This window comes from Pseudooceanicola nanhaiensis, from assembly GCF_020171315.1.
GTDB lineage: Bacteria > Pseudomonadota > Alphaproteobacteria > Rhodobacterales > Rhodobacteraceae > Pseudooceanicola > Pseudooceanicola nanhaiensis_A.
Genome location: NZ_JAIUZP010000008.1, coordinates 124726 through 148287, shown reverse-complemented (window position 1 = coordinate 148287; position 23562 = coordinate 124726). Strand labels below are relative to the sequence as shown.

The window sequence follows — 23562 nt, the reverse complement described above, 5'->3', positions numbered from 1 at the left end:
GTTGGAGGTGCGGTTCCGGAAGGGGTTTCGCTTGGGCGTAGAACGGATGGCGCTCACGAGACGGCAGCTGAACTGACGGGGCTCAAATATCGCAGATGCCGCGCCCTTCCTCCGGTTTCGACTGTCTCCTGCGCGGGACAAGGCCGCAGGCCGCCGCGCATCGCCGGCGCGCCCCCACGCGGCGGCGATTTGGTGAGGCTGGGCGGTCCCTTGAGAAGGAGCGGCGAGCTTGGCTGCCATAAAGTGGGAGCCAGAGAGGTCCGGATCGCCTCCGCGCGCGCCGGCGATGCGCGGCTTCGCGGTTGGGGAGGCGGTGGAAGGGGTTAAGTCCGCCCCAGCAATCTATTGAGGGGCGCCCCCACACCCGGCCCGTTCAAGGCAAGCCATCAGCCCTGCGCCAGAGCGCCCACCTTCTTCGCCACGAACTTCGCGATCATCGGCCCCGAGATCAGCACCAGGATGAACCGCAGCGTCTGCATCGCCATGACGAAGGCGATGTCCACGTCGCTCGACGCGGCGATCACCGCCACGGAATCCGCGCCGCCCGGGCTGGTGGCGAGGTAGGCGGTCAGCAGGTCCACGTCCATCGTGACCGAGATCAGCACCGCGAACCCGGCGCAAAGCGCCATCAGCATGAGGATCGAGAACACCAGCCGGGGCAGCGCCTTCCAGGCGTGCAGCAGGATCGCCTTGGTGAACCGCAGCCCGATGGTCCAGCCCACCACCGCGAAGGCGAGGGCCAGCATCCAGTGCGGTACTTCGGGCGAAATCAGCCCGAAGCCCTGAAGCGCCGTGCCGATCAGCAGCGGGCCGAGAAACTCCCCGGCGGGCAGCTTGAAGACCCGGCCCAGCACCATGCCGATGGCCATCAGGCCGAGCGCCTGGACGAGCGCGAAATCCGGCGCGGGGAACCAGTTGATCGGCTCTGCCGCCACCTCCGGCGCGCCGAGCCAGAACCGCGCAATCAGCGAGGCGCCCGCGGCGACCATGCCGACGCGCAGGTATTGCATCACGGCGACGAGGCGCATGTCAGCGCCGTTGGCCTCGGCGAGGAAAACCATGGCCTGCGCGGCGCCGGGGGTGGAGCCCCAGACCGCCGTTGCGCCCGGCAGCACCTGCCGCTTGGTGAGCGCATAGCCCAGCCAGGCCGAGGCCGCGATGACCGAGATTACGCCGAAGAGGAAGACCGGCAGGTCCTGCAGCACGCCGCCGAGGGTTTCCACCGGGATCGTCGTGGCGATCATCGTGCCCACCACCGACTGCGCGAGGGCGAAGATCACCCGCGGCAGCCCCATCGAGCGCGGCAGCACGTGGTTGGCGGAGGTGAGCCCGCTGGAGGCCAGCGTGATCGCCGCCACCATCGGCCCCAGCAGCAGGGCCGCGGGCAGGTGGACCATCTCCAGCGCCCATGCGAGGAGCGCCGAGAGCCCGAAGAGCGCCAGCCACATCACCCCCAGTCGCATTGGGCCGCGCAGCCATTGCGCGGGGACGGCGGGGGATACGGTCTCGGAAGTGATGGTCACGAAAGCCTCGCGGAAAGAGACGGAACCGGGCCGAGGGGCCCGGTCCCTGAAAGCAGAAGGCGCCGTGCGGGGCCGGGAGCAGGCCCACCTTGGCGCCGAAGAGATCAGGGCATGTAGCCGCCGCCGTTGACCCAGAGGATCTGCCCGGTCATGAAACCGGCGTCCGGCCCCAGCAGGAAACGGATCGGCCCGGCCACGTCGTCGGGCTGTGCCACGCGTCCCAGCGGCGTCATTGCCTTGTACCGGTCGAGGTCGAGGATATTTTCGGCGCTCTCGTCCGAGCGCCCGGTGCCACCGCGCAGGAAGGCGGTGTCGACAACGGCCGGCCCCACGGCGTTTACACGCAGACGCGGGGCGAGTTCCAGCGCAAAGGTCTTGGTCAGCGCGATGACACCGGCCTTGGAGGCCGCGTAGGCGCCGAACCCCGGCCGGATGAACTGACCCAGCCCGGAGGAGCACAGGACGATGCCGCCGCCGTCCTTCATCAGCGGCGCGATGGCCTTGGTGGTGAGGAAGGTGGAGCGCAGGTTGCCCTGCACCACGTCGTCGAAATAGGCGGCGGGGGTCTCGCTCACCGGCCGGATCTCGCTGTTCCAGCCCGCAAGGTTCACGAAACCGTCGAGCCCCTCGGGCGCCATCTCCTTCAGCGCGGCGGCTGCGGCCTCGACTGCGGCCTCGTCGCCCGCGTCCAGCCCGATCCCTGCCATGCCGTGATGCTCCAGCGCCCGCGGCAGGTCGAGCACGATGACCCGGTCACCGAGGGCCTCCAGCGAGGCGACGAGCGCGCGGCCGATGCCACCGGCGCCGCCAAGCACGGCAATGGTGCGGCCACTGGGGGCCGCGGGCGAGAGGGTCGTCATGGCAGGGTCCTTTCGGCGCGGGGGATCAGGCGAGGGTGGCGAGGTGGTCGAGGATTTCCGCCTCGCTCACCACGTCGGCGTATTTCGCGTTCATGTCGAAGAGGTTGGCCTCGTGGGGGCCGGGATGCCGATCACCGCAGGCATCGCCCACCACGGTGGTGATGAAGCCATGGCTCATGCTGTCGACGCAGGAGGCGCGGACACAGCCCGAGGTCGTCAGCCCGGTGAGGATCACGTTGTCCACGCCCATGGCCGTCAGCATCGGGGCCAGCGAGGTGCCGAAGAAGGCCGACGGATACTGCTTGCTGACGATCACCTCGTCCTCGCGCGGCACGAGGCCATCGGCGAAGGCGGCAGTGCTGCGGCCCTTGACGAAGGCGGCCAGCGGCTTGGCCTTCTGCCAGAACCGCCCGGCGGTAAGGCCGCGGTCATCGGGATAGTAGACTTCGGTCAGGATCACCGGAAGGCCCGCCTTATGCGCGGCCTCGCGGATGCGTAGCGCCGAGGCGAGCGCGTTTACACAGCCCTCGGCCCCGTAGAGCGGGCAGTCGGGGTCGTAGTAGGCCTGCGCGAAATCCACCAGCACCAGCGCCGGGCGCTGCCCGTAGCCGGCCTTCTTGCCATAGGCGCGGGCATAGTTGTCGCCAAGATCTTCGCTCATTCCTGTGTCCTGTCCTGCATGTTCGGGCCAACCTCGGGGAAGCGTTTCTCGAACGCCCAGACATCCTCGAAGCCGACAAGGGTGTTGAAATCGGAAAACGGGTGCAGCGGCACCGCGTCTGTCATCGCGCCATGGGCGGCCAGATCCGCATAGGCCGCGGAGAGGGCCGCGCCGGTGGCAAGGAAGCCCGCCGCCGGATGGATCGCCATACGGTAGCCGATGGCGGCCAGTTCCTCGGCGCTCAGCATCGGCGTGCGCCCGCCCTGCACCATGTTGGCGACCAGCGGGCGGTCGATCTCGCTGGCGATGCGGGTCATCTCTTCCACGCTTTCGGGGCTTTCGACAAAGACGATATCCGCGCCCGCCTCGGCATAGAGCTTGCCGCGCCGGATCGCCTCGTCGAGGCCCAGCGTGGTGCGGGCATCGGTGCGGGCGATGATCAGGAAATCCTCGGACCGGCGGCTGTCCACGGCGACGGCGATCTTGCGGGCCATATCCTCGGCGGCGATCACCCGGCGGCCAAGGGTATGGCCACATTTCTTGGGGAATTCCTGATCCTCGATCTGGATCGCGGTGACGCCCGCATCTTCGTAGCCCTGCACCGTGTGGCGCACGTTCAGCAGCCCGCCATAGCCGGTGTCCGCATCGGCAATGACCGGTTTCGTCGTCCGTTTCACCATCTGCGCGATGCGGCCCAGCATCTCGCTGTAGGTCGCCAGCCCCGCATCGGGCAGGCCGAGGTGCGAGGCCACGGTGCCGTAGCCGGTGACATAGAGCGCGGGAAAATCGCCCCGGTCGGCAAAGAGCGCCGAGATCAGGTCATAGATGCCGGGGGCGAGGATGAACTCTCCTGCCTCCAGTTTCTTGCGCAGGGTGGGATCTGCCATTTTGTCTCCTCCTCAGACGTTGGCGCCGCCCAGCAACCGCCCCGCGCCGGCAATGGCGAGGCCCTCCAGCCCCGCGGCGGCAAGCGCCCCGTGCAGCGTGGCGGTGTTGGACGAGATGACCGGCACCCCCAGCTCGGCCTCGAGGACCGGGATCAGGGGCAGGGTCGGGAAATCGGTGCAGGAGAGGAGCAGCGCCTGCGACCCTTCCACGAAGGTGGCGCGGGCATGGGCCGCGACCATGTCGAGCGGGGTCTGGGCGATCAGAGGGAACTCCACAGGACCCTTGGCGCCAAGGCCGAGCCCCGCGATGGAGAGCACCTCGATCCCGTGATCGGCGAGGAAATGCACCTCGTGATCGTTGAGCGCATCGTGGTAGGGCGTGGCCACGCTGATCTTCGTCACGCCAAGCGCCTTCAGCGCACTCACGATGGCGGCCGCGGTGGTGACCGTGGCGATCCCGTTGCGGGCGGTCAGCGCGTCGGGCAGGGCGCGCGCGGGTGAGATCATGGAGCCCGCGGTGCAGGCATAGGCCACCACGTCCACATCCGCGACCTTCAGCATGGCGATGGCGGCGTCGAGATCCGCGTGCAGCCCGGCGAGGCCCTCCGCGCTCGTGGTGTCGGAGTGCAGCTTCATCCGATGGCTGTGGAAGGTCACGCCCGCGGGCATGAGCTGGGCCCATTCCGCCTCGTTCACCGTGTTGGTGGGCGGGCAGATCAGGCCGAGGCGCCCCAGCTGGCCATAGCTGAGCTGACGGCGGCCGGGACGGGAGGGGGACAGGACAGTCTGGGTCATCAAGTGCTCCGATTCCGTTTGCCGGAACCCGTGTTTGTTCGCTAATACGTCACATGGTTGGATGAGTATGTCCATACATATGGCTTGGTTGGTGTGATAAATGTCCGGTTCTGGCGCGTTTGGCTGGACAAGTGGACAAAAAAGGGCAGATGCTCTCCAAACGCCCGCTCGCAGACGGGGCGACATCGGGGGAGGAAAGAGGCAGCATATGAGCGTACAGGACGGCAACACGACGCAGACGCAGGACGAGGGCACCGGCCCCCGCTATGCGCGCATTCAGAAAATCCTTGAATCCCGCCTGCGTGACGGCACCTATCCCGTGGGCTCGCTCATGCCGACGGAGATCGAGCTGGCCGGGGAATTCGACACCTCGCGCTTCACCGTCCGCGAGGCCCTGCGCCACCTGACCGAGACCGGCTTTGTCGAGCGGCGGCAGGGGCTTGGCACGCGGGTCATCTCGACCGAGCCGCAGATGCGCTACAGCCAGACCTTCGACAGCCTTCAGGAGCTGTTCCAGGTGGCGGTGGAGACCTACTACGTTGTCATGCACACGGAGGAGGTTGTTCTGGACAAATCCCTCGCCGAGGTCGTCGGCGGCAAGGCGGGCGAGACCTGGACCCGTGTCGAAGGCGTCCGCTGGACCGAGCCGGGCGGCCGTCCGCTGGCCTTCATCGAAAGCTATGTGCCCGCGCGTTTCGCGAAATACGTTCCCGAGTTCCAAGGCCACCAGGGGGCGTTCTTCTCGCTGCTGGAAAGCCATTCCGCCGTTCCGATCGACGAATGCGAGCAGGAGATCAGCGCCGCCCCGATGCCGGAGAAGGCGCAGCGCTACCTCGGGCTGGCGCCGGGCGCCATCGCGCTGCAACTGCTGCGGCGTTACCATTCGTCGGAAGGGGTGGTGATCACCTCGTGCAACTGGCACCCGGCGGAACAGCTGAGCTACAAGATGCATATCAAGCGCAACCGCGGGCAGGCCTGACCGCAGCGGCACGCGGGGCCTTTCGGCCCGCCGCGCCGGGCCCCGGTGGCTGGGCGTCAGAGCCATTCCGGCCTCCAGACGTCGCCATGGGGGGCCTGCACCGGCTGCACCCGCATCCCCATCGCACCCCGCAGGTGGCCGGGGATCAGGATATGGCCGTCACCGGCGGCGGCCTCCAGCAGCGCGCGCCGGGTCGCCACCGCCAGCGGCCCGTCGGAGCAGAACCGCGAATACCACTCGGGCCGGTAAAGCTGCGCCGGCGTATGGATCGCATCGCCGCAGAGCACGGCCGTCACGTCGCGGCGTTTGAGGGTCAGCGCCCGGTGACCCACCGTGTGGCCGGGCGTCGGCGTGACGGTGAGCGTGGTGGCCTCCAGCGCCATGCCGCAACAGAGATCGGCGCCATCGGCCACGGTTTCCATCAGCCCGGCATCGAGCACCGGCTGGACGCTGTCCGCGAAGGACCCGTGGTTGGCCTCGTCCGGGGCGCGGGCCTCTTCGGCCAGCCAATAGGCTAGCTCCGCCTCGCCCACGAGGTAGCGGGCGTTGGGGAAGGTCGGCACCCAGCGGCCGTTCTCCAGCCGGGTGTTCCAGCCCACGTGATCGGTGTGCAGATGGGTGCAGAAGACCACGTCCACATCCTCGGCCCGCAGACCAAGCGCGGCCAGCCGGTCGAGGTAGCCGCTGGCGGCGCGGTTGTGCCAGTCGGGGCGTCGCGGGCGGTGCTTGTGTTCGCCCACGCAGGTGTCGATCAGGATCACCTTGCCGCCGATCCGCAGGATGTGGCTCTGCACGTCGAGCAGGATCGTCTGCGCGGTGAAATCCACGTGGAGCGGCTCCAGCCAGTCCCGCGCGCCCGCCAGATCCGCGATGTCGCGGCCGGGAAAGAGCAGGTCCATCGGCAGGACGAAGGGCGAGAGGTCCAGCGCCCGCTCAAGGGTCAGGTCGGGGCCAAGCTGTAGCATTGCGGAAACTCCGGTGGGGCGGCAGGGCGTGGCGCGGGCCTTGCGGGATCAGGAGGTGCGCGGCGGGAAGGAAGTGCTCAGCCCCGGCGGCAGCAGGCCAGCGAGGCCCGGGTTCGCGGCGTCTTCCGGCGGCGCGGGCTTGGTCGAGAGCAGATGCACCAGCATCGCCGAGGAGGCCCAGCCCTCGTCCCGCGCCCGCAGCGCGCCGAGGATATCCTTGTGCTGCGCGTTGGAGCGGACGATGTCGATCGGCTGGTTGCAGAAGGACTGCTTGATCACGGTCAGGGGCAGGGCAAAGACCTGCCGCGTGACCGAGCGAAGCTGTTCCGACCGCGCGGCCCGCAGGATGCAATCGTGAAACTCGCCGTTGAGGTTGTGGAAGGCCTCGATCTCGCCCCGGTCGAGGCGGTCCATCTCCTCCACCAGCTGCTCCATCATGTCGAGTTCGCGCGGGGTGATGTGACGGGCGGCGATCTGGGCGACGTAGGCCTCGATCCGGGCGCGCAGGTCAAAGACGATGGAAACCTCGTGGTAGGTGAAATTCGCTACGAACCGGCTGCGGCCCTCGGAGAGCGCCAGCCCCTCTGCCGTCAGCCGTTGCAGGGCCTCGCGCACGGGGGTGCGCGAGGAATTGCACATGGTCGCCAGCTGGCTTTCCGCAAGATGGGACCCGGGGGCCAGTTCGCCGGACAGGATCGCCGCGCGGATCACGTGGTAGGCGCGGTCCGCCGGTTTCATGTCGGACAGCTCGTCGAGCGCGCCCTCGGACGGGAAGCCGGGGATCAGGGGGCCTTGGTCGGGCATTGCGGACTCCGTTCCTCTTCAGCCGATATGCGAAGCGTGGTTCTCGACGTACCAGGATGCAAGCTCTTCGCGCGTGGCGAACCAGATGTCGTCGAATTGCTTGGCGTGGCGGATGAATTCCCGGATCGCCCGGATGCGGAACGGCTGGCCGATGACATGGGGATGCAGGCCGATGTTCATGAACCGGCCCGAGCCGCTGGCCTCGGCCTCCTCGCGCAGCCAGTTGAACTGTTCGATGAAGACCCGGGCCGCGCCCTCGACGTCCATGCCCTGCCGCATGAAGACGGTGAAGTCGTTCACCTCGGACGTATAGGAGATCGAGACCAGAGGTTGGCCGCACTCGGTCTGGACCATGTAGGGCTGATCGTCGTTCAGCAGATCGGTGAAGAAGAGCAGCCCTTCCTCGGCGAGGATGTCGGCGGTGTTCAGCGTCGAGCGCAACGAGGAGGAGAGCCAGCCCTTGGCCGGTTTGCCGCAGACCTCCTCGTAGACCTTCAGGGTCTCGCGGATGACGGCGCGCTCCTTCTCCTTGTCCTTGGCGAAGTCGGTCAGCAGGTCGGATTGCACGTAGTTGTGCGGGATCACCTCGTAGCCATTGGCAAGCGCGGCCTCCACGACCTTGCGGCGCTCGATCCCCATCTTGGCGTTCATGGTGCAGGAGGTCGGCACGCCCTCGGCCTTGAAGAGATCGAACATCCGCCAGACGCCGACCCGCTGGCCGTATTCCCGCCACGTCCAGTTCGGGTTGTCATAGACATCGCCGGGCAGGGTGCCGCCCACGATGCCGGGGCCGCCCGGGTAATAGGGCGCCGGATCGTCCCGTTCCTGATCCCAGTATTCGAGGTTGGTGGTCAGGATGACCGCCAGCTTCTTGCCATTGGGCCATTTCAGCGGCTTGCGATCGGGGAGCGGGACGAAATCGTAGTGCATCGGGCGGTGTCCTTGGGGGCCGGGGCGGCAGGGGGCGCGCACCGGAGAGGGTGAGAGGGCCGGGGCAGAAAAAGGGGCCGGGCGGGAAGGGGCCGCGCCCGGCCAGTCACGTCAGTAATGCGACAGGAGCGAGCCGAAGCCCTGCACCTTGTCCTGGATCCCGTTCATGCGCAGCGCGTGCCAGTAGGTCGCGGTGTTGATCGCGATCACCGGCTTGTCCATCCAGAACTCCGCGATGCCGCCGACGCGCGCCATGGCGAGGTTGGTCCCGGCCTGGATGATCGCCTCGACCGAGGGGTCGTTCACCTCGATCAGCGCGTCACGCAGGGTCTTCTCGGTCTCATGGGCGATCAGCATGGGGGACTGGCATTTCAGCCCCTTCACCTGCACCACCTCGAAGCCGCAATCGGTGAAGTAGCGTTCCACCTGTGCGTCGCCGATGGGCATGTAGGGGGTGATGACGGCGATCTTCTTGATGTCGCCGAAGCATTTCAGCGCGTTCATGCACGCGTCGGAGCCCATGGCCACGGGCATGCCCGCGCGTTCCATGATCTCGGCCTGCAGCTTGTCGGCGCGTTCCTTGCCGTCCCAGAAGGTCTCGGCCGACATGCCCATGATCATTGCACCGGGCGAGCAGGTCTTGACCGCGTCGATGGCGTCCATCGTGGCCGCGCGGATGCCCATGACGAGGTTGTTGAAATCCTCGTCGCTGTGCACGGGCTCATCGGGGATGATGATGCGCGAGAAGTGGTTGGTCACCCCCACCGGGCGCATGTCGTCGAATTCCGGCTGCACCGAGGTATTGGTGGAGGGCGCGATGACGCCGAATTTCATGCGGTAGCCAAGGCTGTCGGTCATTGTCTTTCCTCTGTTGGATGATGCACGGGCCAGCGGCCCGATGTCGGCGCCCGTTTGCCGGGCGTGTCTCTGGGCCTCAGCCCTTTTGTCTCAGGCCTCTTCCAGCGCCTCCACGTCGCGCAGCGACTGGATCATGGAGGAGCGCATCACGAAGGCGCGGTGTTTCTCGGGGTCGGCGACCACCTCGCGCAGTTCCGCGTGATAGGCCTTGCGGGCCTCGGGATCGGTCTCGGCCATCATGCGGCGGTTGCGGATCGACTGGCTCTGCACCGTGTCGATACAGGCCTTGCGGCGCTGCGCGTCATAGAGCTGCATCAGCTCCAGCCCGGACTCACCGCGCCAGATCTTGGCCAGCTTCCCGACGAGGTTCACCGCATCGTGGACGCCGCCGTTCATGCCCATCCCGCCAAGCGGATTGTTCAGGTGCGCGCTGTCGCCCGCAAGGAAGACGCGGCCCGCGACATAGCTCTTCGCGACCCGCTGGTGCACCCGGTAGGCCGTGGCATGGACCACGTCGTAGGGGCCCTCCTTGGGGCAAAGCGCCTGCAGCCGCTTCTCCATCAGGGCCGGGTCCTTGATCTGCTCTTCCGACATGTTGGGATCGGTCGGCAGCAGCACCCGCCAGAGCGAGGGCGTGCGCAGCAGCACCGCCCATTCCTGCGGATCGGTCAGATAGGCGATCGGGGTCAGGTCGGGGATCGCCGCGCCGAAGTCGAAGGTGGTCGACATGGAGAGGAAGATCTCGGGGATGGTCATGCCTTCGAAGGGCACGTCGAGCGCCTTGCGCAGCGCCGAATGCGCCCCGTCGCAGGCGATGACATAGGCGGCCTTCATCTCTTCGACCGAACCATCGTCGTGCTGGACCGTCAGCGTCACGCCGTCGTCGTCCTGCGTCACGCCGGTGGCACGGAGGTTATAGAGAAGTTCCGTGGAATCAGAGGCTTCGAGGATATCCCTCAAGGCTTCCGTCAACTTCCACTGCTCGCACTGGAGCCGGTAGGGATAGTTCGTGGCGCCCTCCAGCAGGCCGAGGTCGTAGGTGGCGATGACGCCTTCCTCGCGGTCGCGAAACTGCCAGTGCTGGCAGACGAGGCCCTTTTCGATCAGCCCGGGCATCACGCCGAAGGGCTCCAGCATGTCCATCGTCGGCGAATGGAAGGTCGAGGCGCGCAGGTCCTTGGGCAGGTCACGGCTCTTTTCGAGAATCGTCACCGGGATGCCTTCGCGGGCCAGGGAGGCGGCCGCCACGAGGCCCACGGGGCCGGCGCCCACCACGATAACCCTTTGAGGAACGGTCTTTTCGGTCTGTGTCATCGTGATTCGAGTCCTTGCGCGGCAACGGGTCCTGGGAGTGATTTGGTGTCAGACTTTGTGCACATAATGTAAGGACAAATCAATTCGGAACAGCGATGTTGTCTGCGGATACCGCGCCAACGCCTGCTTTTTGGCGGTTTGGCCAGGCCGAGGGCGAGATCGGCTGGCTCGGCCTGAAAACCGTCAAATTGAGGGATTTTGCGTCCACAAGACGATATCTGGGGCCGTTTCCGGTGAATTATTGTGCATCGAAGGTGCTCTTTTTCGTCTGACGCGGCTGCGCGCGCTCAGTTTGGCTGGACCGGTGCCGAAATTTGTTGTTCCGATTTGTCCAGTCAAAGATGAAAGGGCCCCTCCGAATGTATACCGTTTTTCATCCCTCGGCGGGGCATCGCGGATGCTTCTGATCCAGCAGATCGTGAACGGCCTGATGCTCGGCTCGGTCTATGTGACCGTGGCCGTGGCCTTCACGCTGACCATCAGCATCCTCAACTTCCTGAACTTCACCATTCCGACGCTCTTCATGGTCGCGGGCATGGTGGGCTGGGGGCTGGCCTTCTTCGGGCTGCCCTTCGGCCTTGGCGGTCCGCTGCCCTGGCCGCTGGCCCTTGCCGCGGGCATCGCCGTGGCGGTGGCCTGCTCGCTCATCGTGGAGCGGTTCACCTTCCGCTACATGAAGATGAAACACGGCGATTCCACGGAACATGCGATCCCGCTGGTCTCTTCTCTGGGCTTCCTGCTGATCCTCGAAAACCTCGTGCGGATCTCCTACGGCTCTGACGCGCAGCGCTTCCCGGGGCCGGGCGCGGATCTGACCGCCAATATCGGCGGTATCTTCATCCGCGTGCCGCAGCTGGTCAGCTTCGTCCTCGTGATCGGGCTGATCCTCGGCCTGGTCTGGGTGATCAACGCCACCCGCACGGGGCGCGGCCTGCGCGCCATCGCGGAAAACCCCGACGCGGCGGCGCTGCTGGGGGTCGAACCCAACCGCATCGTGCCCATCGTCTTCATGCTGACCGGGATGCTCTGTGGCCTCGCAGGGGCGCTCTTTGCCGTGAACTACGGCGAGGTCAGCCCGCAGATGGGCGAGGACATCGGCTCCAAGGCCATCGCGGGCATGGTCGTCGGCGGGCTGGGCTCGCTCTGGGGCGCGGTCGCGGGCGGCGTCATCGTCGGCTTGATCGAGATGCTCACCATTCACTTCTTCGGCGCGGACACCGTGCAGGCCGCCGTCTGGGGCGCGCTGCTGATCACGCTGCTGATCCGCCCGCAGGGGCTTTTCGGACATAACGCCATCGGCAAGGGGAAACTGTGATGAGCGGCTATTGGAGCGGGATCATCACCCTGCTGTCGATCAACGTGGTCTTTGCCTATGGCATCTACCTTGCCGTGGCCACGGGCCAGCTAAACCTCGGCGGGGCGGGCTTTCAGGCGCTTGGCGCCTATGCCGCGGCCTGGCTCTGTGCCGAACAGGGCTGGCCGATCTGGGCCACCCTCGGGGCCTCGGCCGTGGTGGCGGGCGGCATCGGCTTTGCCTTTGCCTTCCCGATCCTGCGGCTGAAAGGCGTCTACCTCGTCCTCGGCACCTTTGCCTTCGCGGAGGTCGTGGCGGGGGTCATCATCAACTCCGATGCGCTCGGCGGGGCCATGGGCCTGCCGGTTCCCGAATATATCGACTGGCACGTGCCCGCGATCGCGGCGGTCGGCGTGGCGCTCTTCTGCTTCTACCTCATGTCCACCCGGCTGGGGCTGGCGGTGCGCGCGGTGCATGACGACGACGTGGTCTGCGACCTGCTGGGCGTGGACGTGCGGCTGGTGCGCGTGGCGCTCTTCGCCCTCGGCGCGGCGCTCGCAGGTTTCGCGGGCGGGCTCTATGCCCATGCCTACACCTACGTCGAGGTGCAGACCTTCAACGCTTCGCTCTCGATCTACGTGCTGCTCTACGTCCTTTTGGGCGGCGCGCAGACGGCCTGGGGCCCGCTGGCGGGGGCGGCCTTCTTCACGCTGTTGCCCGAACTGCTGCGCAACACGCTGCCCGCGCTGAAATCCAGCCTCTACGGGCTTTTCGGGGCCGACGGCTCCATGTCGCCCCCGGATGAAAGCTGGCGCTTCGTGGCGCTTGGCGTGGTGACGGTACTGATGATGGTCTTCCGCTCCGAGGGGCTGATCACCCGGACCATGGTCGAACGCATCAGCCACCCGTTCCGCAGCACCAAGTCGGAGGCGCTGTGATGACCGGGCCACTTCTCTCTGTTGAGAACCTCTCGATCTCCTTCGGCGGCCTCAAGGTCATCGACGGTGTCAGCTTCGACCTCGAAGAGGGCGGGCGTCTGGCGCTGATCGGGCCGAACGGGGCAGGGAAGACGACGATCTTCAACCTGCTCTCGGGCGTCTACCGGCAGGACACGGGCCATATCCGTCTGGGCGGCGAGGTCATCGACGATGTCCCCAGCCGCAAGCGGATCGGCTATGGCATGGCGCGGTCGTTCCAGAACATCCGCCTGATGCCGCACCTCTCCGTGGTGGAGAACGTGATGATGGGGCAGCACGCGCGCCCGGATCGCCCCGGCCGTCTGCTGGCGCCGCTCTCGATCTTTGGCCGCTCCCGCGCCCGGGCCGAGGCCGAGGCCCTGCTGGCCGAGATGGGCGTGGAGGTCGCGCCGGGGCAGGACGTCTCGACGCTGCCCTATGGCATCCGCAAGAAGATCGAACTGGTCCGCGCACTCGCCGCCCGTCCGCGTCTGCTGCTGCTGGACGAACCCGCCGCGGGCCTCAACGAGACCGAGACCGGTGAGTTGATGGCCTTCCTCGACCGGATTTCCGACAGCGGCGTGACGCTGCTGGTCGTGGAGCATGACATGGGCCTCGTACGGTCGCTCTGCGACCGGGCGGTGGTGCTGAACTTCGGTCAGAAAATCTACGATGGCAGCACGGCCGACGTGCAGAAGGACCCGCTGGTGCTGGAGGCTTATCTCGGCCCGCGCCACGCGGAGGACAGCGCGAAGGAGGCCGAAAATGTTGCTTGAGGTCAAGGACCTGGAGGTCACCTACGGCCGGACCAAGGCGGTGCGGGGCGTGTCGCTCTCCGTCGCGGCGGGCGAGATCGTCACCGTTCTGGGTGCCAACGGCGCGGGCAAGACCTCGCTGCTGCGCGCGCTTCAGGGGGCACGCAAGCCGCAGGGTGGACAGATCCTCTTTGACGGCGAGGACCTGACCGGCATGACGGCCTCCGCCCGGGTGGCGCGCGGCATGGCACTGGTGCCCGAGGGGCGGCAGATCTTCGTCTCCATGACGGTCGAGGAGAACCTGCTGATGGGGGCCTACCTGCGCACCGATGGCGAGGTGAAGCGCGACCTCGAGGGGATCTATGACCGCTTCCCGAACCTCGCCTCGCGCAAGGACATGCGCGCCTCGGTCCTCTCGGGCGGGGAGCAGCAGATGCTGGCGGTGGGCCGCGCGCTCGTCTCGCGGCCCCGCCTGATCATGCTGGACGAACCTTCGCTGGGGCTTTCGCCGCTCTTCGTGCAGCGCCTCTTTGACCTGATCGAGGAACTGAACAGCAGCGGGATCTCGATCCTGCTGGTGGAGCAGAACACGCATATGGCGCTCTCCGTGGCGGCACGGGGCGTGGTGCTGGAACTGGGCCGCGCGACGCTTTCGGGGCCTGCGGCGCAACTGGCCGCGGATCCCAGCCTGGCCGAGGCCTACCTCGGCGCAGCGTAATCCGATCATCCGACGAAAAACACACATCAAGACAATCAACAAAAGATAACAAATTCCAACAAGGAGCCGGAAAACATGAAACTTCGCACGCACTTGCTTGCAGCCGCCGCGATCGTGGTCGCGCTGCCGGCCTACGCCCAGGACACCATCAAGATCGGCAACATCGTCGCCGCATCGGGCTTCCTGAAGAGCGTGGGCGAAACGGCGATCACCGCCTTCGACATCGCGGTGGAAGAGATCAACGCCGCCGGTGGCGTGAACGGCAAACCGATCGAGCTGATCCGCTTCGACAGCGGTTCGGACCCGCGGCAGGCCTCGGTCGGGGCACGCAAGCTGATCCAGGATGACGACGTCCTCGCCATCCTCGGGCCGTTCTCCTCGGGCGAATCCCGCGTGGCGATGAACGATGCGGAACGGTTCAAGACGCTGATGATCCCCACCGCCGCCTCGGCCCCCGGCCTGACCGAGGGCCGCACCTACAGCTGGCGCCTGACCGAGGACGAGCAGAAGCAGTTCTCGCGGCTGCTGAGCGCGCTGACCTCCTCCGACATCCCGCACAAGACCGCCGAGATCGTCTATGTCTCGGACGAAGTGGTCGCCAACTCCGCCGGCACGCAGCTTTATCCCGCGCTGCTCAAGGCAGCAGGCATCGAGACCGGCGAACCTATCCCGGTGCAGTACAAATCCTTCGACATGTCGGCGCAGGTCGCCACGATCATGCAGAAGAACCCCGATATCGTCGCCGTAGCAGGCCTGCCGGAATCCGCCTCGAAGGTCATCAAGGAACTGCGTCGTCAGGGCTACGAGGGCCGGGTGATCGGGTCGCAGATCTTCGCTGATCCCAACGTGACCGAACTCTTCGGCCCGGAAGGCGAAGGCACCATCGTCGTCGCGGGCTTCTGGAAGGACCGCACCCCGCAGGCCGCCGCCTTCAACGAAGAGCTGCTGGCCCTGCTGGAAGAGAAGGGCATCCACAAGCTGGGCGCGCACCATACGGATGCGCAGGCCTATGACGGTGTCTACCTGCTCAAGCAGCTGATGGAGGCCACCGGCGTCACCGGCGACCCCGAGATGGTCGAGGAAGAGCGTGCGAAACTGGCAGCGGCCATGGAAGGTGTCCATTTCAACGGCATCGTGGGCGATGACATCTGTTTCGCCGGGCATGACGCCGAGCTTCCCGGCTATGTCATCGAGATCAAGGACGGTCAGTGGACCAAGTTCGCCGAAGCCGCCGCAGATAAGTGCGAGTGACCCTGACTGCCGCCCGGACAGGCGCCGGGCGGCCAGCACGTCCCACAAGGAGAGTTAAGATGTTCCATTCCCGTTTCCTCAAGACCGCCACGCTGACGGCCGCGCTGACGCTCGGCACCGCCGGGATGGCCGCCGCGCAGACCGTTGCCATGGGCACCACCAAGGGCGGCGCCACGGCGCAGGTCTCCAACGCGCTTGCCGCCGTGATCTCGGACGGGTCCGAGCTGATGGTGCGCCCGCAGGCGATGGCCAACACCTCGCAGTACCTGCCGCTGGTAGACAGCGGCCGCGTCGAGTTCGGCATCGCCAACCTGCCGCAGGCCAGTTTCGCTGTGAAGGGCATCGCCATGTCCGAAGGCCATGCCATGCCGGGCCTCGAAATGGTCGCCACGCTGATCCCCTTCAACGTGGGTCTGCTGGTGCCGTCCTCGCTGGAGATCTCGGACATCGCGGGCCTCGCCGGCAAGCGCGTGCCCAAGTTCCAGGACGGGGCGCTTGGCGATTACGTCATCAAGGCCGTGCTCTCCACCGCGGGGCTGACCTATGACGACGTGACCCCGGTGCCGACGGCGAACTTCCCGGCCATGTTCCAGGCGATCAAGGACGGTCTCACGGATGTGACCATCGCCACCGTGGGCTCGCAGCCGACCTATGACATCGAGGCCGCCGTCGGGGGCGTCACCTACCTCAGCCTCAAGGAGGGCGACGAGGCCGTGCTGGACGAAGCGCTGCCCGGCACCGTCCTGAAGACCTGGGAAGGCGCCAAGGAGATGCCCGGCATTACCGCCGAGACCGTGACCTTCAGCTATCCCTACATGCTCTTCGCCAGTGCAGAGGCCTCGGATGAGGTCGTCACCGCGGCGGCCAAGGCGCTCTACGAGGGCGAGGCGGCGCTGAAGTCCCACGGGCCCCTCTGGGCCGAGTTCGATCCCGCCCTGATGGCCTCGGCCCAGACGCTGCCCTACCATCCGGCGGCCAAGGCCTACTACGAGAGCGTCGGCGTCTGGCCGGCCAAGTAAACGACCCACACCCCGGGGCTGCCCACGGCCCCGTCTCCCCGCGCCAGACCTCTTCCGGCGCGGGGACCTGACTTTCCGGAGACTGACCGTGACCGCCCCTTCGCCGCTTGCCCGTTCCGCCGCCCTTTATGGCTCCGCGCTCTGCGTGATCACCCCGCTGCTCGCGATCGTCTGGGTGCTGTCCCTGCCGCAGCGGATGGGCCTCCTGATCTATCCCGAGCAGGTGGCAAGCCTGATGCTGGGCGCGGCGATGTCGGTCGTCTTCCTGCGCGACGTCAAGGTTCTGACGGGCCTGCGCCTTGCCATCGACCTGTGCCTCGCGGCGGCCTCCACGGCGCTCGCCTTCTGGGTTTTCATCCGCTTCCCGGTCCTCTCGGAGGGCCAGTTCATGCATCCCACGGAAAGCGCGGCCCTCGGCCTCATCGTCGTCCTCCTTGTGATGGAAGGGCTGCGCCGGGTGGTGGGCTGGACGCTGGTGGTGATCTTCGCCGTCGTCCTGCTCTACGCGCTCTTCGGGGATCTCGCGCCCGCGGCCATCGCGGGCCGGCCGATGCCGCTGGGGGATGTGCTGGGCTTCCTCGGCGCGGACAGCACGGCGACATGGGGGCAGGCGCTGCAGATCGCGGCCTTCATCGTGGTGGTCTTCGTCCTCTTCGGGGGCATGCTGATGTGCGTCGGCGGCGGCGACTTCTTCACGCAGGTGGCGCTGAAGGCCGCGGGCGACGGGCCGGGCAACACCGCCAAGGTGGCGGTCGGGGCCTCGGCGCTGATGGGCTCCGTCTCGGGCTCCGCCGTGTCCAACGTCATGTCGACCGGCGTGATGACCATCCCGCTGATGAAACGCGCGGGCTTCCGGCCCGAGCAGGCGGGCGCCATCGAGGCCGTCGCCTCCACCGGCGGGCAGCTGATGCCGCCGATCATGGGCGCCGCCGCCTTCCTGATGGCCGAGATCCTGCAAATTCCCTACCGCGAGATCCTGCTGGCCGCGCTGCTGCCGGCGGCGCTTTACTATGTTTCCATCTTCACCCAGATCGACTTCATCGCGCGCCGCGACCGGATCGCCGCCTTCGACGGGGTGGAGCGCGCGCCGATGCTCGCGATCCTGCGCCGGGGCTGGATTCCCGTCCTGGCCTTCGCCGTGCTGATCCTGCTGATCTTCGAGATGCGGATGCGGGCCGAGGCGGCGGCGGTCTGGACGGTCTTCACCATCGCGCTCCTCGGGACGGGGGCGCATTTCGCGCGGCTTGGCGGGGCGTCACCCGCCAAGCTGCTGGAGGCCTTCGTGGCCACCGGGCGCACCACCTGCGACGTGCTGCTGATCACCGCCGCCGCCGGGATGATCATCGGGCTGCTCTCGGTCACCGGGCTTGGCTTCGCGCTCAGCTACTACCTGCTGGATTTCGGCGAGGGGAACCTCTTTGGCCTGCTGCTGGTCACCGGCCTCGTGGGGATCGTGCTGGGCCTCGGGCTGCCGACCTCGGGGGTGTACCTGCTGCTGGCCTCGCTGGCCGCCCCCGCGCTCGTGCAGCTCGGCATTCCTGATCTCAACGCGCATATGTTCGTCTTCTACTACGGCATGCTGTCGATGATCACGCCGCCGATCGCGCTTGCCGCCTTTGCCGCGGCTTCGATCTCGGGGGCGTCGCAGGTCAAGACCGGGCTGGAGGCCTTCCGCTTTGGCTGGATCGCCTACCTGCTGCCGTTCTTCTTCATCTACAAGCCGGGCCTGCTGATGCAGGGCAGCGTCTGGGACGTGGTCTACGTCTTCGTCAGCGCGGTGGCGGCCATGGTGCTGGTCACCGGGGCGATCGTCGGCCATGCCCGCCAGCCGCTTCCGGCGCTCCTGCGCGGGGGCTGGGCCGTCATCGGTCTGGCCATGATGGCGCCGCTGCACGAGATGGCGGGCTGGGGGCTGGAATACGGCGTCTCGGCGCTCGGCCTCGTGCTGGTGGGCCTTGGCATGCGCCGGGTGCCGGCCTCGGTGGTCACGGCCTGAGCCACCGGCGTTCGGGCGCGGGGACCCGCGCCTCGACACGCGACCGGCCCTCTGGGGCGGTCGCCGGAACCCGCCCAAAGGGGCCCGCCCCGAGTGACCGGTCAGAACCGCAGGGTCACGCTGCAGGGCTGGGTCTGGACAAGGATACGGCGTCCCTGATCCGTCAGCAGCGCGGGCAGCAGGGCGAATTGCACCTGCGCCGGCAGGATCGCGGCCTGCGCCGCCGGATCGTCGAGCGTGCGCCAGAGCCGGGGATCGGGGCGCGCGGGATCGGCGGGGCCCGAGATCTCCCATCCCGCATCGTCCGCCTGCCGCGTCACCGTCACCGTGCCGCCGTGGGGCATCGCGCTTTCGAAGCATTGCAGCGCGAGGAAGACTAGTTGCACCTCGCTGCGCGGCGCGGCCTCGGTCAGTGTCCAGTCGAAGGTCACCCGCGCGCCCGCTGAAATCGCGTCCAGGATGGAGGCGATCTCGCTCGCGCTCATCTGCTGGTCGGAGCCCGCGACGCCGAAGGCCACCCGCAGGAACCGGATCCGCGCCGAGGCATGGTTCACGCTGTCGGAGATCAGCGACATCTCGGGCCCACTAACCGAGGCGGCGCTGTCGAGCGAGAGCAGTTCGACCCCGTTCTGGATCGCCCCGATCGGCGAGATCAGGTCATGGCAGATGCGGGACCCTATCAGCGAGGCGAGGTTGTGGTTAGACTGCCACATCGAAGGGCCCTCCGCTGTGCGAGGGACCCGCAGGGGACCTGACCATGGACGATCTCAACGCCATTCTCGAACCGGGCATGCGGGTGCGCCATCCGGGACAGCCGGACTGGGGCACGGGGCAGGTCCAGTCCAACATCGGCGGCAAGGTGACCGTGAATTTCCCGGACGCCGGCAAGATTGTCATTGATAGCTCCCGCATTGCACTCCTCCCCGTGTTTGAACCATGAAACTGGTTTCTGAACTCTTAATGCGCGCCCGGCGACGCCTCCCTCCGCCGGGTCTGGCCGTCCGGTAGCGTAGCACGTGTGTCCGATCCGGCCCACCGTCGCGTCGGCCCCGCATGGGCGGGATTGCCTATGTCGATGGGCTTCCCTAAAACGCCCGCAGGTCGTCAGGGAGATGCCGTGCCAATGCCGCTAACGCAGCCCAAGCCCGCAGCGCCGGAGTTCTCCGTGCGCCTCGCGCGCGATGCCGCCGATCTGGAAGCGGCGCAGCGGCTGCGCTACCGGGTCTTCGTGCAGGAACTGGGCGGCGGCGGCGAGATGGTGGACCATGCCGCGGGGCTTGAGAAAGACCGCTTTGATCCCTTCTTCGATCACCTCCTGCTGCTGGACGCGGCGCGCCCGGGCGAGGTGGTGGGCGTCTACCGCTTGCTGCGCGACGATCAGGCGGCCCGGATCGGGCAATATTACTCCGAGGATGAATACGACCTGACGCTGCTGAAGCAGTCGGGCCGCAGGCTCTTGGAACTGGGGCGGTCCTGTCTCGACACAGAGTATCGCGGCGGCACGGCCATGTATCACATGTGGCAGGCGCTTGCGGCCTATGTGGCCGAACACGGGATCGAGGTGCTCTTTGGCACGGCCTCCTTCCACGGCACGGATATCGCGACGCTCGCGCCCTCGCTCTCGCTGCTCCATGACCGCCACCTTGCGCCGCCGGAGCTGCGCGTCCGGGCGCAGGAGGCCCATTTCCAGCCCATGGACCTGATCCCGCCAGAGCAGATCGACCGGCCCGCCGCCATGCGCGAGGTGCCCGCGCTGATCAAGGCCTACCTGCGGCTTGGCGGTTTCGTGGGCGAGGGCGCCTTCGTGGATCACGCCTTCAACACCACCGATGTCTGCCTCGTGCTGGACACCGCGCGGATGAGCGCGACCCAGCGGGCGATCTACACCAAGGACCGGCCCGGCGCATGAGCGGCCGGTGCCCCGTCAGGAGAGGCCAGCCGTGAGCAGCACCTGGGGAGAGGGCGTGCCGCCCGATGCGCCACAGAAGCCGGGGGCGCTTGGCTGGCTGCTGATCGCCCTGCGCGCGCCGGTGCTGGTGGTGGTGAATTTCGGCTGTCTCGCGCTGCTGCTGCTTTGCCGCCTTCTGGAGCGCCCGCTTTGCGGGGTGAACCGCCCGGTGACGCCCTGGATCACGGTCTTCGTCTGCCGCACCTCGCTGAAGGTCATGCGGTTGCGGCTGAAGATCACCGGCACGCCGATGCGCCATCGCGGGGCGCTCGTGGCGAACCATTCCTCCTGGCTCGACATCTACACGCTGAACGCCACCGCGCCGCTCTACTTCGTCTCCAAGGCCGAGGTGGCCAAATGGCCCGGCATCGGCTGGCTGGCAAAGGCGACCGGCACCGTTTTCATCAACCGCGACCGGCGCGAGGCGAAAGCGCAGCAGGATGTCTTCCACCAGCGGCTGGAGGCCCGGCACCGGCTGCTCTTCTTCCCGGAAGGCACCTCGACAGACGGGCTGCGGGTGCTGCCGTTCAAGACCACGCTTTTCGCGGCCTTCACCGGCGACAGCCTGCGCGATCATCTCTGGGTGCAGCCGATGTCGGTGATCTACCGCGCCCCCGAAGGTGCGCCCGTGCGGTTCTATGGCTGGTGGGGCGACATGGACTTCGGCGGCCACCTGCTGAAGGTGCTGGCCACATGGCGCAACGGGTCGGTGGAGGTGGTATTCCACCCGCCGCTGCAGGTCGCCGACCTGCCGGATCGCAAGGCGCTTGCCCGCGCTGCAGAAGCGGCCGTGCGCGCGGGGATGCCCGAGGACCGGCGCGGGATGTGAAGCGGAAGTGGCGCGTGGCGGACGCGGGCCGGGAACGGTCGCGGGCCGGGTAAGGCTCGCAATATTGGTGCCGGAATTATATTTTTAATCAGGGTGATGCGCGATTGTCTTCGCGCTGTGCTGCATCTGTCGGACCGGCGCTTGAGCGCCCGTCAATCCGCCTGCAGGATCGGGGCGGCGCGGGGGCCGCGCGCGCCCGGTGCCGGGCTCAGCCCATGGCAGCGATGAACCGGCCGAGCGCGGCGGTGGGGTTGTCCTCGCGCCAGATCTCATCGCCGATGCCGAAGAAATCGGTGATCGGGGTCAGTTGGCCGACGATCTCTTCCGTCAGGCCGCCTTCGGCGACGACGGGCAGTTCGATCATCTCGGTCCACCAGGAGAAGAGCTCTGCATCCGCCACGGTGCCGTCTTCGAGGCCGAGGTCCCGGACCGGGCCGAAGGAGACGTAATCCGCGCCGTTCTCGCCCGCGCTCATGCCGTCATGACGCGAGGCATGGGCATAGGCGCCCACGATGGCATCCTGTCCGAGCGCCTTGCGCGCCTGCCGGACGGAGCGGGCCCCGTCGGTCAGGTGGACGCCGTCGAGGCCGATGCGTTCGGCGAGGAGGAAGTGGGAGTTCAGCACCAGTGCCACGTCGCGGGCATGGGTCACCTCGCGCAGGGCATCGGCCGCACGCAGGATGCGGTCCTCGTCGCGGGTGGCGAGCGCAAGGCGCACGCAGGCGACCTCATGGGCGTCCAGCGCCGAGGCCAGCTGATCAGGATAGGTCGAAAGATCGAACTCCGGCGGGGAGATGAGATAGATCTGCGGCTTGTCTTCGGGGCCCATACTGCTCTCCTGCGCGGCGGTTTCGTGGCGCTATACAGGGAAAATTCCGGGCCGCCAATGGGGCGTGAGAGGGTCGGGCGGCGGGATGGGTGGGGTTTCCGAGCGCATTGCGCCTGCGGCGGGCGGGGTCGGGGGGCTGTCTGCCCCCCATGTGCCTGCGGCACATTCCCCCCGAGGCTATTTGGAAGCGAAAGATGGGAGGGACGTTCGGGACCGGGGCTGGGGGCTGTCTGCCCCCCTTGGTCCGCGGGCGCGGACCAATTCCCCCCGAGGATATTTCGGAACAGTGGATGGATCAGGGGGTGGGCAGGGATTTGAGGTAGGCGGCGATGGCGAGGCGGTCGGGCTGGGAGAGCTTGGCGGTGTTCTCGACCACGTCGGTCATCTCGCCGCCGGCGCTGTCGAAATCGGGGGTGAAGCCGGAGGAGAGATACTCGGCGATCTCCTCTGCCGACCAGTCGAGGTGATCGGGCGTCAGCCCCGGGGCGCGGCCCGCACCGCCGGCAAGCTGGGCGCCGGTGAGCCACTGGGCTTTCTCGAGACCGCCGAGGGCGTTGCGGGGCGTGTGGCATTCGGCGCAATGGCCGAGCGCCTCCACGAGGTAGCGGCCGCGCAGGACCTCCTCGTCGGTGGAGGTCTGGACGAAGTCGGGGGTGAGGTAGAGCGCCTTCCACAGGCCGATGCCCCGGCTGATGTTGAAGGGGAAGCCTACCTGGTGGGGCTGGCTGGGGGTGTCGGAGGGCGGCAGGGTCTGCAGGTAGGCCCAGAGGTCCGCGATGTCCTGCGGCGTGGCGTGGATATAGGCGGTATAGGGGAAGGCGGGGTAATAGTGCCGCCCCTCGGGAGAGACGCCGCGCTGCATGGCATTGGCGAGATCGACGAGGGACCACGCGCCGATGCCCTGCTTGGGATCGGGCGAGATGTTGGGGGCGAGGAAGGTGCCGAAGTCGGAGGCGAAGCTCTTGCCGCCTGCCAGCGTTAGCTTGGCCTCGCCGCTGGCGCCGGGGGCCGCGTGGCAGGAGGCGCAGCCACCCGCGTCGAAGACCCATTTGCCGTGCCCCGCATCCCCCTGAAGGCTGGCGAAGGCGGCGGTGTCGACCGAGCCGGGCCGGGTGAGCACCCAGAAGGCGCCGGCGCCGAGAGCGGCGACAAGCAGGGCGACGAAGACGAGGCGGAGGAGGGTGTACATCGGCGGGGTCCTGTGCGGAGGGGCGTCGGAGGGGCGGGGCCGAGGGGCATTGACCTGAGACGGGCGGGTGCGGTGGCTGGCATGGCTGCGCCGGGGCGTGAGGCCCCGGCGCGCCGGATCGGATGGGGGCGGTTGCGGACCGCTGTTGGACGGGCCAGCTCGGTGGCCCAGAACACGGGCCCGGCTGGGGGCGCGGACCGGG

The 23562-nt window shown here is 67.5% G+C and carries 24 protein-coding genes; 11 read left to right on the top strand and 13 right to left on the bottom strand.

Features of this window, described 5'->3' with window-relative positions; translation table 11 throughout:
- Positions 1 to 386 precede the first annotated feature (386 nt).
- From LCM32_RS14850 to LCM32_RS14830, 5 genes are all read right to left on the bottom strand, one after another.
- The gene (locus LCM32_RS14850; protein WP_224821864.1) at positions 387 to 1523 is read right to left on the bottom strand and encodes an AbrB family transcriptional regulator; all 1137 of its coding nucleotides are present in this window, start codon (positions 1521 to 1523) and stop codon (positions 387 to 389) included.
- Between the two features lie 104 nt (positions 1524 to 1627).
- A complete protein-coding gene (locus tag LCM32_RS14845; RefSeq protein WP_224821863.1) occupies positions 1628 to 2383 on the bottom strand; it encodes an SDR family NAD(P)-dependent oxidoreductase in 756 nt (251 codons plus the stop codon).
- 25 nt (positions 2384 to 2408) lie between these two features.
- Positions 2409 to 3044, bottom strand: coding sequence for an isochorismatase family protein (locus LCM32_RS14840; protein ID WP_224821862.1), 636 nt, complete (start codon positions 3042 to 3044; stop codon positions 2409 to 2411).
- Positions 3041 to 3931, bottom strand: coding sequence for an isocitrate lyase/PEP mutase family protein (locus LCM32_RS14835; RefSeq protein WP_224821861.1), 891 nt, complete (start codon positions 3929 to 3931; stop codon positions 3041 to 3043). The genes LCM32_RS14840 and LCM32_RS14835 overlap by 4 nt, the downstream gene beginning before the upstream one ends.
- Before the next feature lie 12 nt (positions 3932 to 3943).
- Positions 3944 to 4726: a hypothetical protein gene (locus LCM32_RS14830; protein WP_224821860.1), complete on the bottom strand. Its 783-nt coding sequence runs from the start codon at positions 4724 to 4726 to the stop codon at positions 3944 to 3946.
- A gap of 208 nt (positions 4727 to 4934) precedes the next feature.
- Here LCM32_RS14830 and LCM32_RS14825 point away from each other — a divergent pair, with 208 nt between their 5' ends.
- Entirely contained in the window at positions 4935 to 5705 is a 771-nt protein-coding gene (locus LCM32_RS14825; protein WP_224821859.1) for a GntR family transcriptional regulator, read from the top strand.
- 56 nt (positions 5706 to 5761) lie between these two features.
- Here the strand turns inward: LCM32_RS14825 and LCM32_RS14820 are convergent, their stop codons facing one another.
- The 5 genes from LCM32_RS14820 to LCM32_RS14800 all read right to left on the bottom strand — a co-directional run bounded on the left by LCM32_RS14820 (position 5762) and on the right by LCM32_RS14800 (position 10576).
- Positions 5762 to 6670 (bottom strand): MBL fold metallo-hydrolase, encoded by a 909-nt coding sequence (locus LCM32_RS14820; protein ID WP_224821858.1) that lies wholly within the window; start codon positions 6668 to 6670, stop codon positions 5762 to 5764.
- Positions 6671 to 6718: 48 nt separating this feature from the next.
- Positions 6719 to 7474 carry a GntR family transcriptional regulator gene (locus LCM32_RS14815; protein ID WP_224821857.1) on the bottom strand — a complete coding sequence of 252 codons (756 nt, stop codon included), beginning with the start codon at positions 7472 to 7474 and terminating at the stop codon, positions 6719 to 6721.
- Positions 7475 to 7492: 18 nt separating this feature from the next.
- Positions 7493 to 8404, bottom strand: coding sequence for a polysaccharide deacetylase (locus LCM32_RS14810; RefSeq protein WP_224821856.1), 912 nt, complete (start codon positions 8402 to 8404; stop codon positions 7493 to 7495).
- 111 nt (positions 8405 to 8515) lie between these two features.
- Entirely contained in the window at positions 8516 to 9262 is a 747-nt protein-coding gene (locus LCM32_RS14805) for an arylmalonate decarboxylase (RefSeq protein ID WP_224821855.1), read from the bottom strand.
- A gap of 90 nt (positions 9263 to 9352) precedes the next feature.
- The gene (locus tag LCM32_RS14800; RefSeq protein ID WP_224821854.1) at positions 9353 to 10576 is read right to left on the bottom strand and encodes an FAD-dependent oxidoreductase; all 1224 of its coding nucleotides are present in this window, start codon (positions 10574 to 10576) and stop codon (positions 9353 to 9355) included.
- Between the two features lie 397 nt (positions 10577 to 10973).
- Here LCM32_RS14800 and LCM32_RS14795 point away from each other — a divergent pair, with 397 nt between their 5' ends.
- From LCM32_RS14795 to LCM32_RS14765, 7 genes are all read left to right on the top strand, one after another.
- The gene (locus LCM32_RS14795; RefSeq protein ID WP_224821853.1) at positions 10974 to 11891 is read left to right on the top strand and encodes a branched-chain amino acid ABC transporter permease; all 918 of its coding nucleotides are present in this window, start codon (positions 10974 to 10976) and stop codon (positions 11889 to 11891) included.
- Entirely contained in the window at positions 11891 to 12808 is a 918-nt protein-coding gene (locus LCM32_RS14790; RefSeq protein WP_224821852.1) for a branched-chain amino acid ABC transporter permease, read from the top strand. Before LCM32_RS14795 ends, LCM32_RS14790 begins: the two co-directional genes overlap by 1 nt.
- The gene (locus LCM32_RS14785) at positions 12808 to 13602 is read left to right on the top strand and encodes an ABC transporter ATP-binding protein (protein WP_224821851.1); all 795 of its coding nucleotides are present in this window, start codon (positions 12808 to 12810) and stop codon (positions 13600 to 13602) included. Before LCM32_RS14790 ends, LCM32_RS14785 begins: the two co-directional genes overlap by 1 nt.
- Positions 13592 to 14299, top strand: a complete 708-nt coding sequence (locus tag LCM32_RS14780; RefSeq protein WP_412070689.1) for an ABC transporter ATP-binding protein — start codon at positions 13592 to 13594, stop codon at positions 14297 to 14299. Before LCM32_RS14785 ends, LCM32_RS14780 begins: the two co-directional genes overlap by 11 nt.
- Before the next feature lie 75 nt (positions 14300 to 14374).
- Positions 14375 to 15550 (top strand): ABC transporter substrate-binding protein, encoded by a 1176-nt coding sequence (locus tag LCM32_RS14775; RefSeq protein ID WP_224821850.1) that lies wholly within the window; start codon positions 14375 to 14377, stop codon positions 15548 to 15550.
- A gap of 59 nt (positions 15551 to 15609) precedes the next feature.
- Positions 15610 to 16569: a TAXI family TRAP transporter solute-binding subunit gene (locus LCM32_RS14770; RefSeq protein WP_224821849.1), complete on the top strand. Its 960-nt coding sequence runs from the start codon at positions 15610 to 15612 to the stop codon at positions 16567 to 16569.
- Between the two features lie 88 nt (positions 16570 to 16657).
- Positions 16658 to 18565 carry a TRAP transporter permease gene (locus LCM32_RS14765; protein WP_224821848.1) on the top strand — a complete coding sequence of 636 codons (1908 nt, stop codon included), beginning with the start codon at positions 16658 to 16660 and terminating at the stop codon, positions 18563 to 18565.
- Positions 18566 to 18666: 101 nt separating this feature from the next.
- Here the strand turns inward: LCM32_RS14765 and LCM32_RS14760 are convergent, their stop codons facing one another.
- Positions 18667 to 19278, bottom strand: coding sequence for a histidine phosphotransferase family protein (locus LCM32_RS14760; RefSeq protein ID WP_224821847.1), 612 nt, complete (start codon positions 19276 to 19278; stop codon positions 18667 to 18669).
- Between the two features lie 44 nt (positions 19279 to 19322).
- Here LCM32_RS14760 and LCM32_RS14755 point away from each other — a divergent pair, with 44 nt between their 5' ends.
- From LCM32_RS14755 to LCM32_RS14745, 3 genes are all read left to right on the top strand, one after another.
- On the top strand, positions 19323 to 19505 hold the full coding sequence (locus LCM32_RS14755) for a DUF3553 domain-containing protein (RefSeq protein WP_224821846.1): 183 nt from the start codon (positions 19323 to 19325) through the stop codon (positions 19503 to 19505).
- 183 nt (positions 19506 to 19688) lie between these two features.
- On the top strand, positions 19689 to 20474 hold the full coding sequence (locus LCM32_RS14750; RefSeq protein ID WP_224821845.1) for a GNAT family N-acetyltransferase: 786 nt from the start codon (positions 19689 to 19691) through the stop codon (positions 20472 to 20474).
- A gap of 31 nt (positions 20475 to 20505) precedes the next feature.
- Positions 20506 to 21342: a lysophospholipid acyltransferase family protein gene (locus LCM32_RS14745; protein ID WP_224821844.1), complete on the top strand. Its 837-nt coding sequence runs from the start codon at positions 20506 to 20508 to the stop codon at positions 21340 to 21342.
- Positions 21343 to 21550: 208 nt separating this feature from the next.
- Here LCM32_RS14745 and LCM32_RS14740 read toward each other — a convergent pair whose 3' ends face one another.
- Together LCM32_RS14740 and LCM32_RS14735 are read right to left on the bottom strand one after the other, a co-directional pair.
- A complete protein-coding gene (locus LCM32_RS14740) occupies positions 21551 to 22171 on the bottom strand; it encodes a thiamine phosphate synthase (RefSeq protein ID WP_224821843.1) in 621 nt (206 codons plus the stop codon).
- 295 nt (positions 22172 to 22466) lie between these two features.
- The gene (locus LCM32_RS14735; RefSeq protein WP_224821842.1) at positions 22467 to 23360 is read right to left on the bottom strand and encodes a c-type cytochrome; all 894 of its coding nucleotides are present in this window, start codon (positions 23358 to 23360) and stop codon (positions 22467 to 22469) included.
- Positions 23361 to 23562: the final 202 nt, after the last annotated feature.

Excerpts from the sequence above, each read along its gene's own strand:
- LCM32_RS14830 (WP_224821860.1), bottom strand. The coding sequence starts at position 4,726 with ATGACCCAGACTGTCCTGTCCCCCTCCCGTCCCGGCCGCCGTCAGCTC.
- LCM32_RS14750 (WP_224821845.1), top strand. The coding sequence starts at position 19,689 with ATGCCGCTAACGCAGCCCAAGCCCGCAGCGCCGGAGTTCTCCGTGCGC.
- LCM32_RS14740 (WP_224821843.1), bottom strand. The coding sequence starts at position 22,171 with ATGGGCCCCGAAGACAAGCCGCAGATCTATCTCATCTCCCCGCCGGAG.
- LCM32_RS14760 (WP_224821847.1), bottom strand. The coding sequence starts at position 19,278 with ATGTGGCAGTCTAACCACAACCTCGCCTCGCTGATAGGGTCCCGCATC.
- LCM32_RS14800 (WP_224821854.1), bottom strand. The coding sequence starts at position 10,576 with ATGACACAGACCGAAAAGACCGTTCCTCAAAGGGTTATCGTGGTGGGC.
- LCM32_RS14735 (WP_224821842.1), bottom strand. The coding sequence starts at position 23,360 with ATGTACACCCTCCTCCGCCTCGTCTTCGTCGCCCTGCTTGTCGCCGCT.
- LCM32_RS14805 (WP_224821855.1), bottom strand. The coding sequence starts at position 9,262 with ATGACCGACAGCCTTGGCTACCGCATGAAATTCGGCGTCATCGCGCCC.
- LCM32_RS14770 (WP_224821849.1), top strand. The coding sequence starts at position 15,610 with ATGTTCCATTCCCGTTTCCTCAAGACCGCCACGCTGACGGCCGCGCTG.
- LCM32_RS14755 (WP_224821846.1), top strand. The coding sequence starts at position 19,323 with ATGGACGATCTCAACGCCATTCTCGAACCGGGCATGCGGGTGCGCCAT.
- LCM32_RS14845 (WP_224821863.1), bottom strand. The coding sequence starts at position 2,383 with ATGACGACCCTCTCGCCCGCGGCCCCCAGTGGCCGCACCATTGCCGTG.
- LCM32_RS14775 (WP_224821850.1), top strand. The coding sequence starts at position 14,375 with ATGAAACTTCGCACGCACTTGCTTGCAGCCGCCGCGATCGTGGTCGCG.
- LCM32_RS14795 (WP_224821853.1), top strand. The coding sequence starts at position 10,974 with ATGCTTCTGATCCAGCAGATCGTGAACGGCCTGATGCTCGGCTCGGTC.
- LCM32_RS14780 (WP_412070689.1), top strand. The coding sequence starts at position 13,592 with ATGTTGCTTGAGGTCAAGGACCTGGAGGTCACCTACGGCCGGACCAAG.
- LCM32_RS14840 (WP_224821862.1), bottom strand. The coding sequence starts at position 3,044 with ATGAGCGAAGATCTTGGCGACAACTATGCCCGCGCCTATGGCAAGAAG.
- LCM32_RS14790 (WP_224821852.1), top strand. The coding sequence starts at position 11,891 with ATGAGCGGCTATTGGAGCGGGATCATCACCCTGCTGTCGATCAACGTG.
- LCM32_RS14785 (WP_224821851.1), top strand. The coding sequence starts at position 12,808 with ATGACCGGGCCACTTCTCTCTGTTGAGAACCTCTCGATCTCCTTCGGC.
- LCM32_RS14810 (WP_224821856.1), bottom strand. The coding sequence starts at position 8,404 with ATGCACTACGATTTCGTCCCGCTCCCCGATCGCAAGCCGCTGAAATGG.
- LCM32_RS14820 (WP_224821858.1), bottom strand. The coding sequence starts at position 6,670 with ATGCTACAGCTTGGCCCCGACCTGACCCTTGAGCGGGCGCTGGACCTC.
- LCM32_RS14815 (WP_224821857.1), bottom strand. The coding sequence starts at position 7,474 with ATGCCCGACCAAGGCCCCCTGATCCCCGGCTTCCCGTCCGAGGGCGCG.
- LCM32_RS14825 (WP_224821859.1), top strand. The coding sequence starts at position 4,935 with ATGAGCGTACAGGACGGCAACACGACGCAGACGCAGGACGAGGGCACC.
- LCM32_RS14835 (WP_224821861.1), bottom strand. The coding sequence starts at position 3,931 with ATGGCAGATCCCACCCTGCGCAAGAAACTGGAGGCAGGAGAGTTCATC.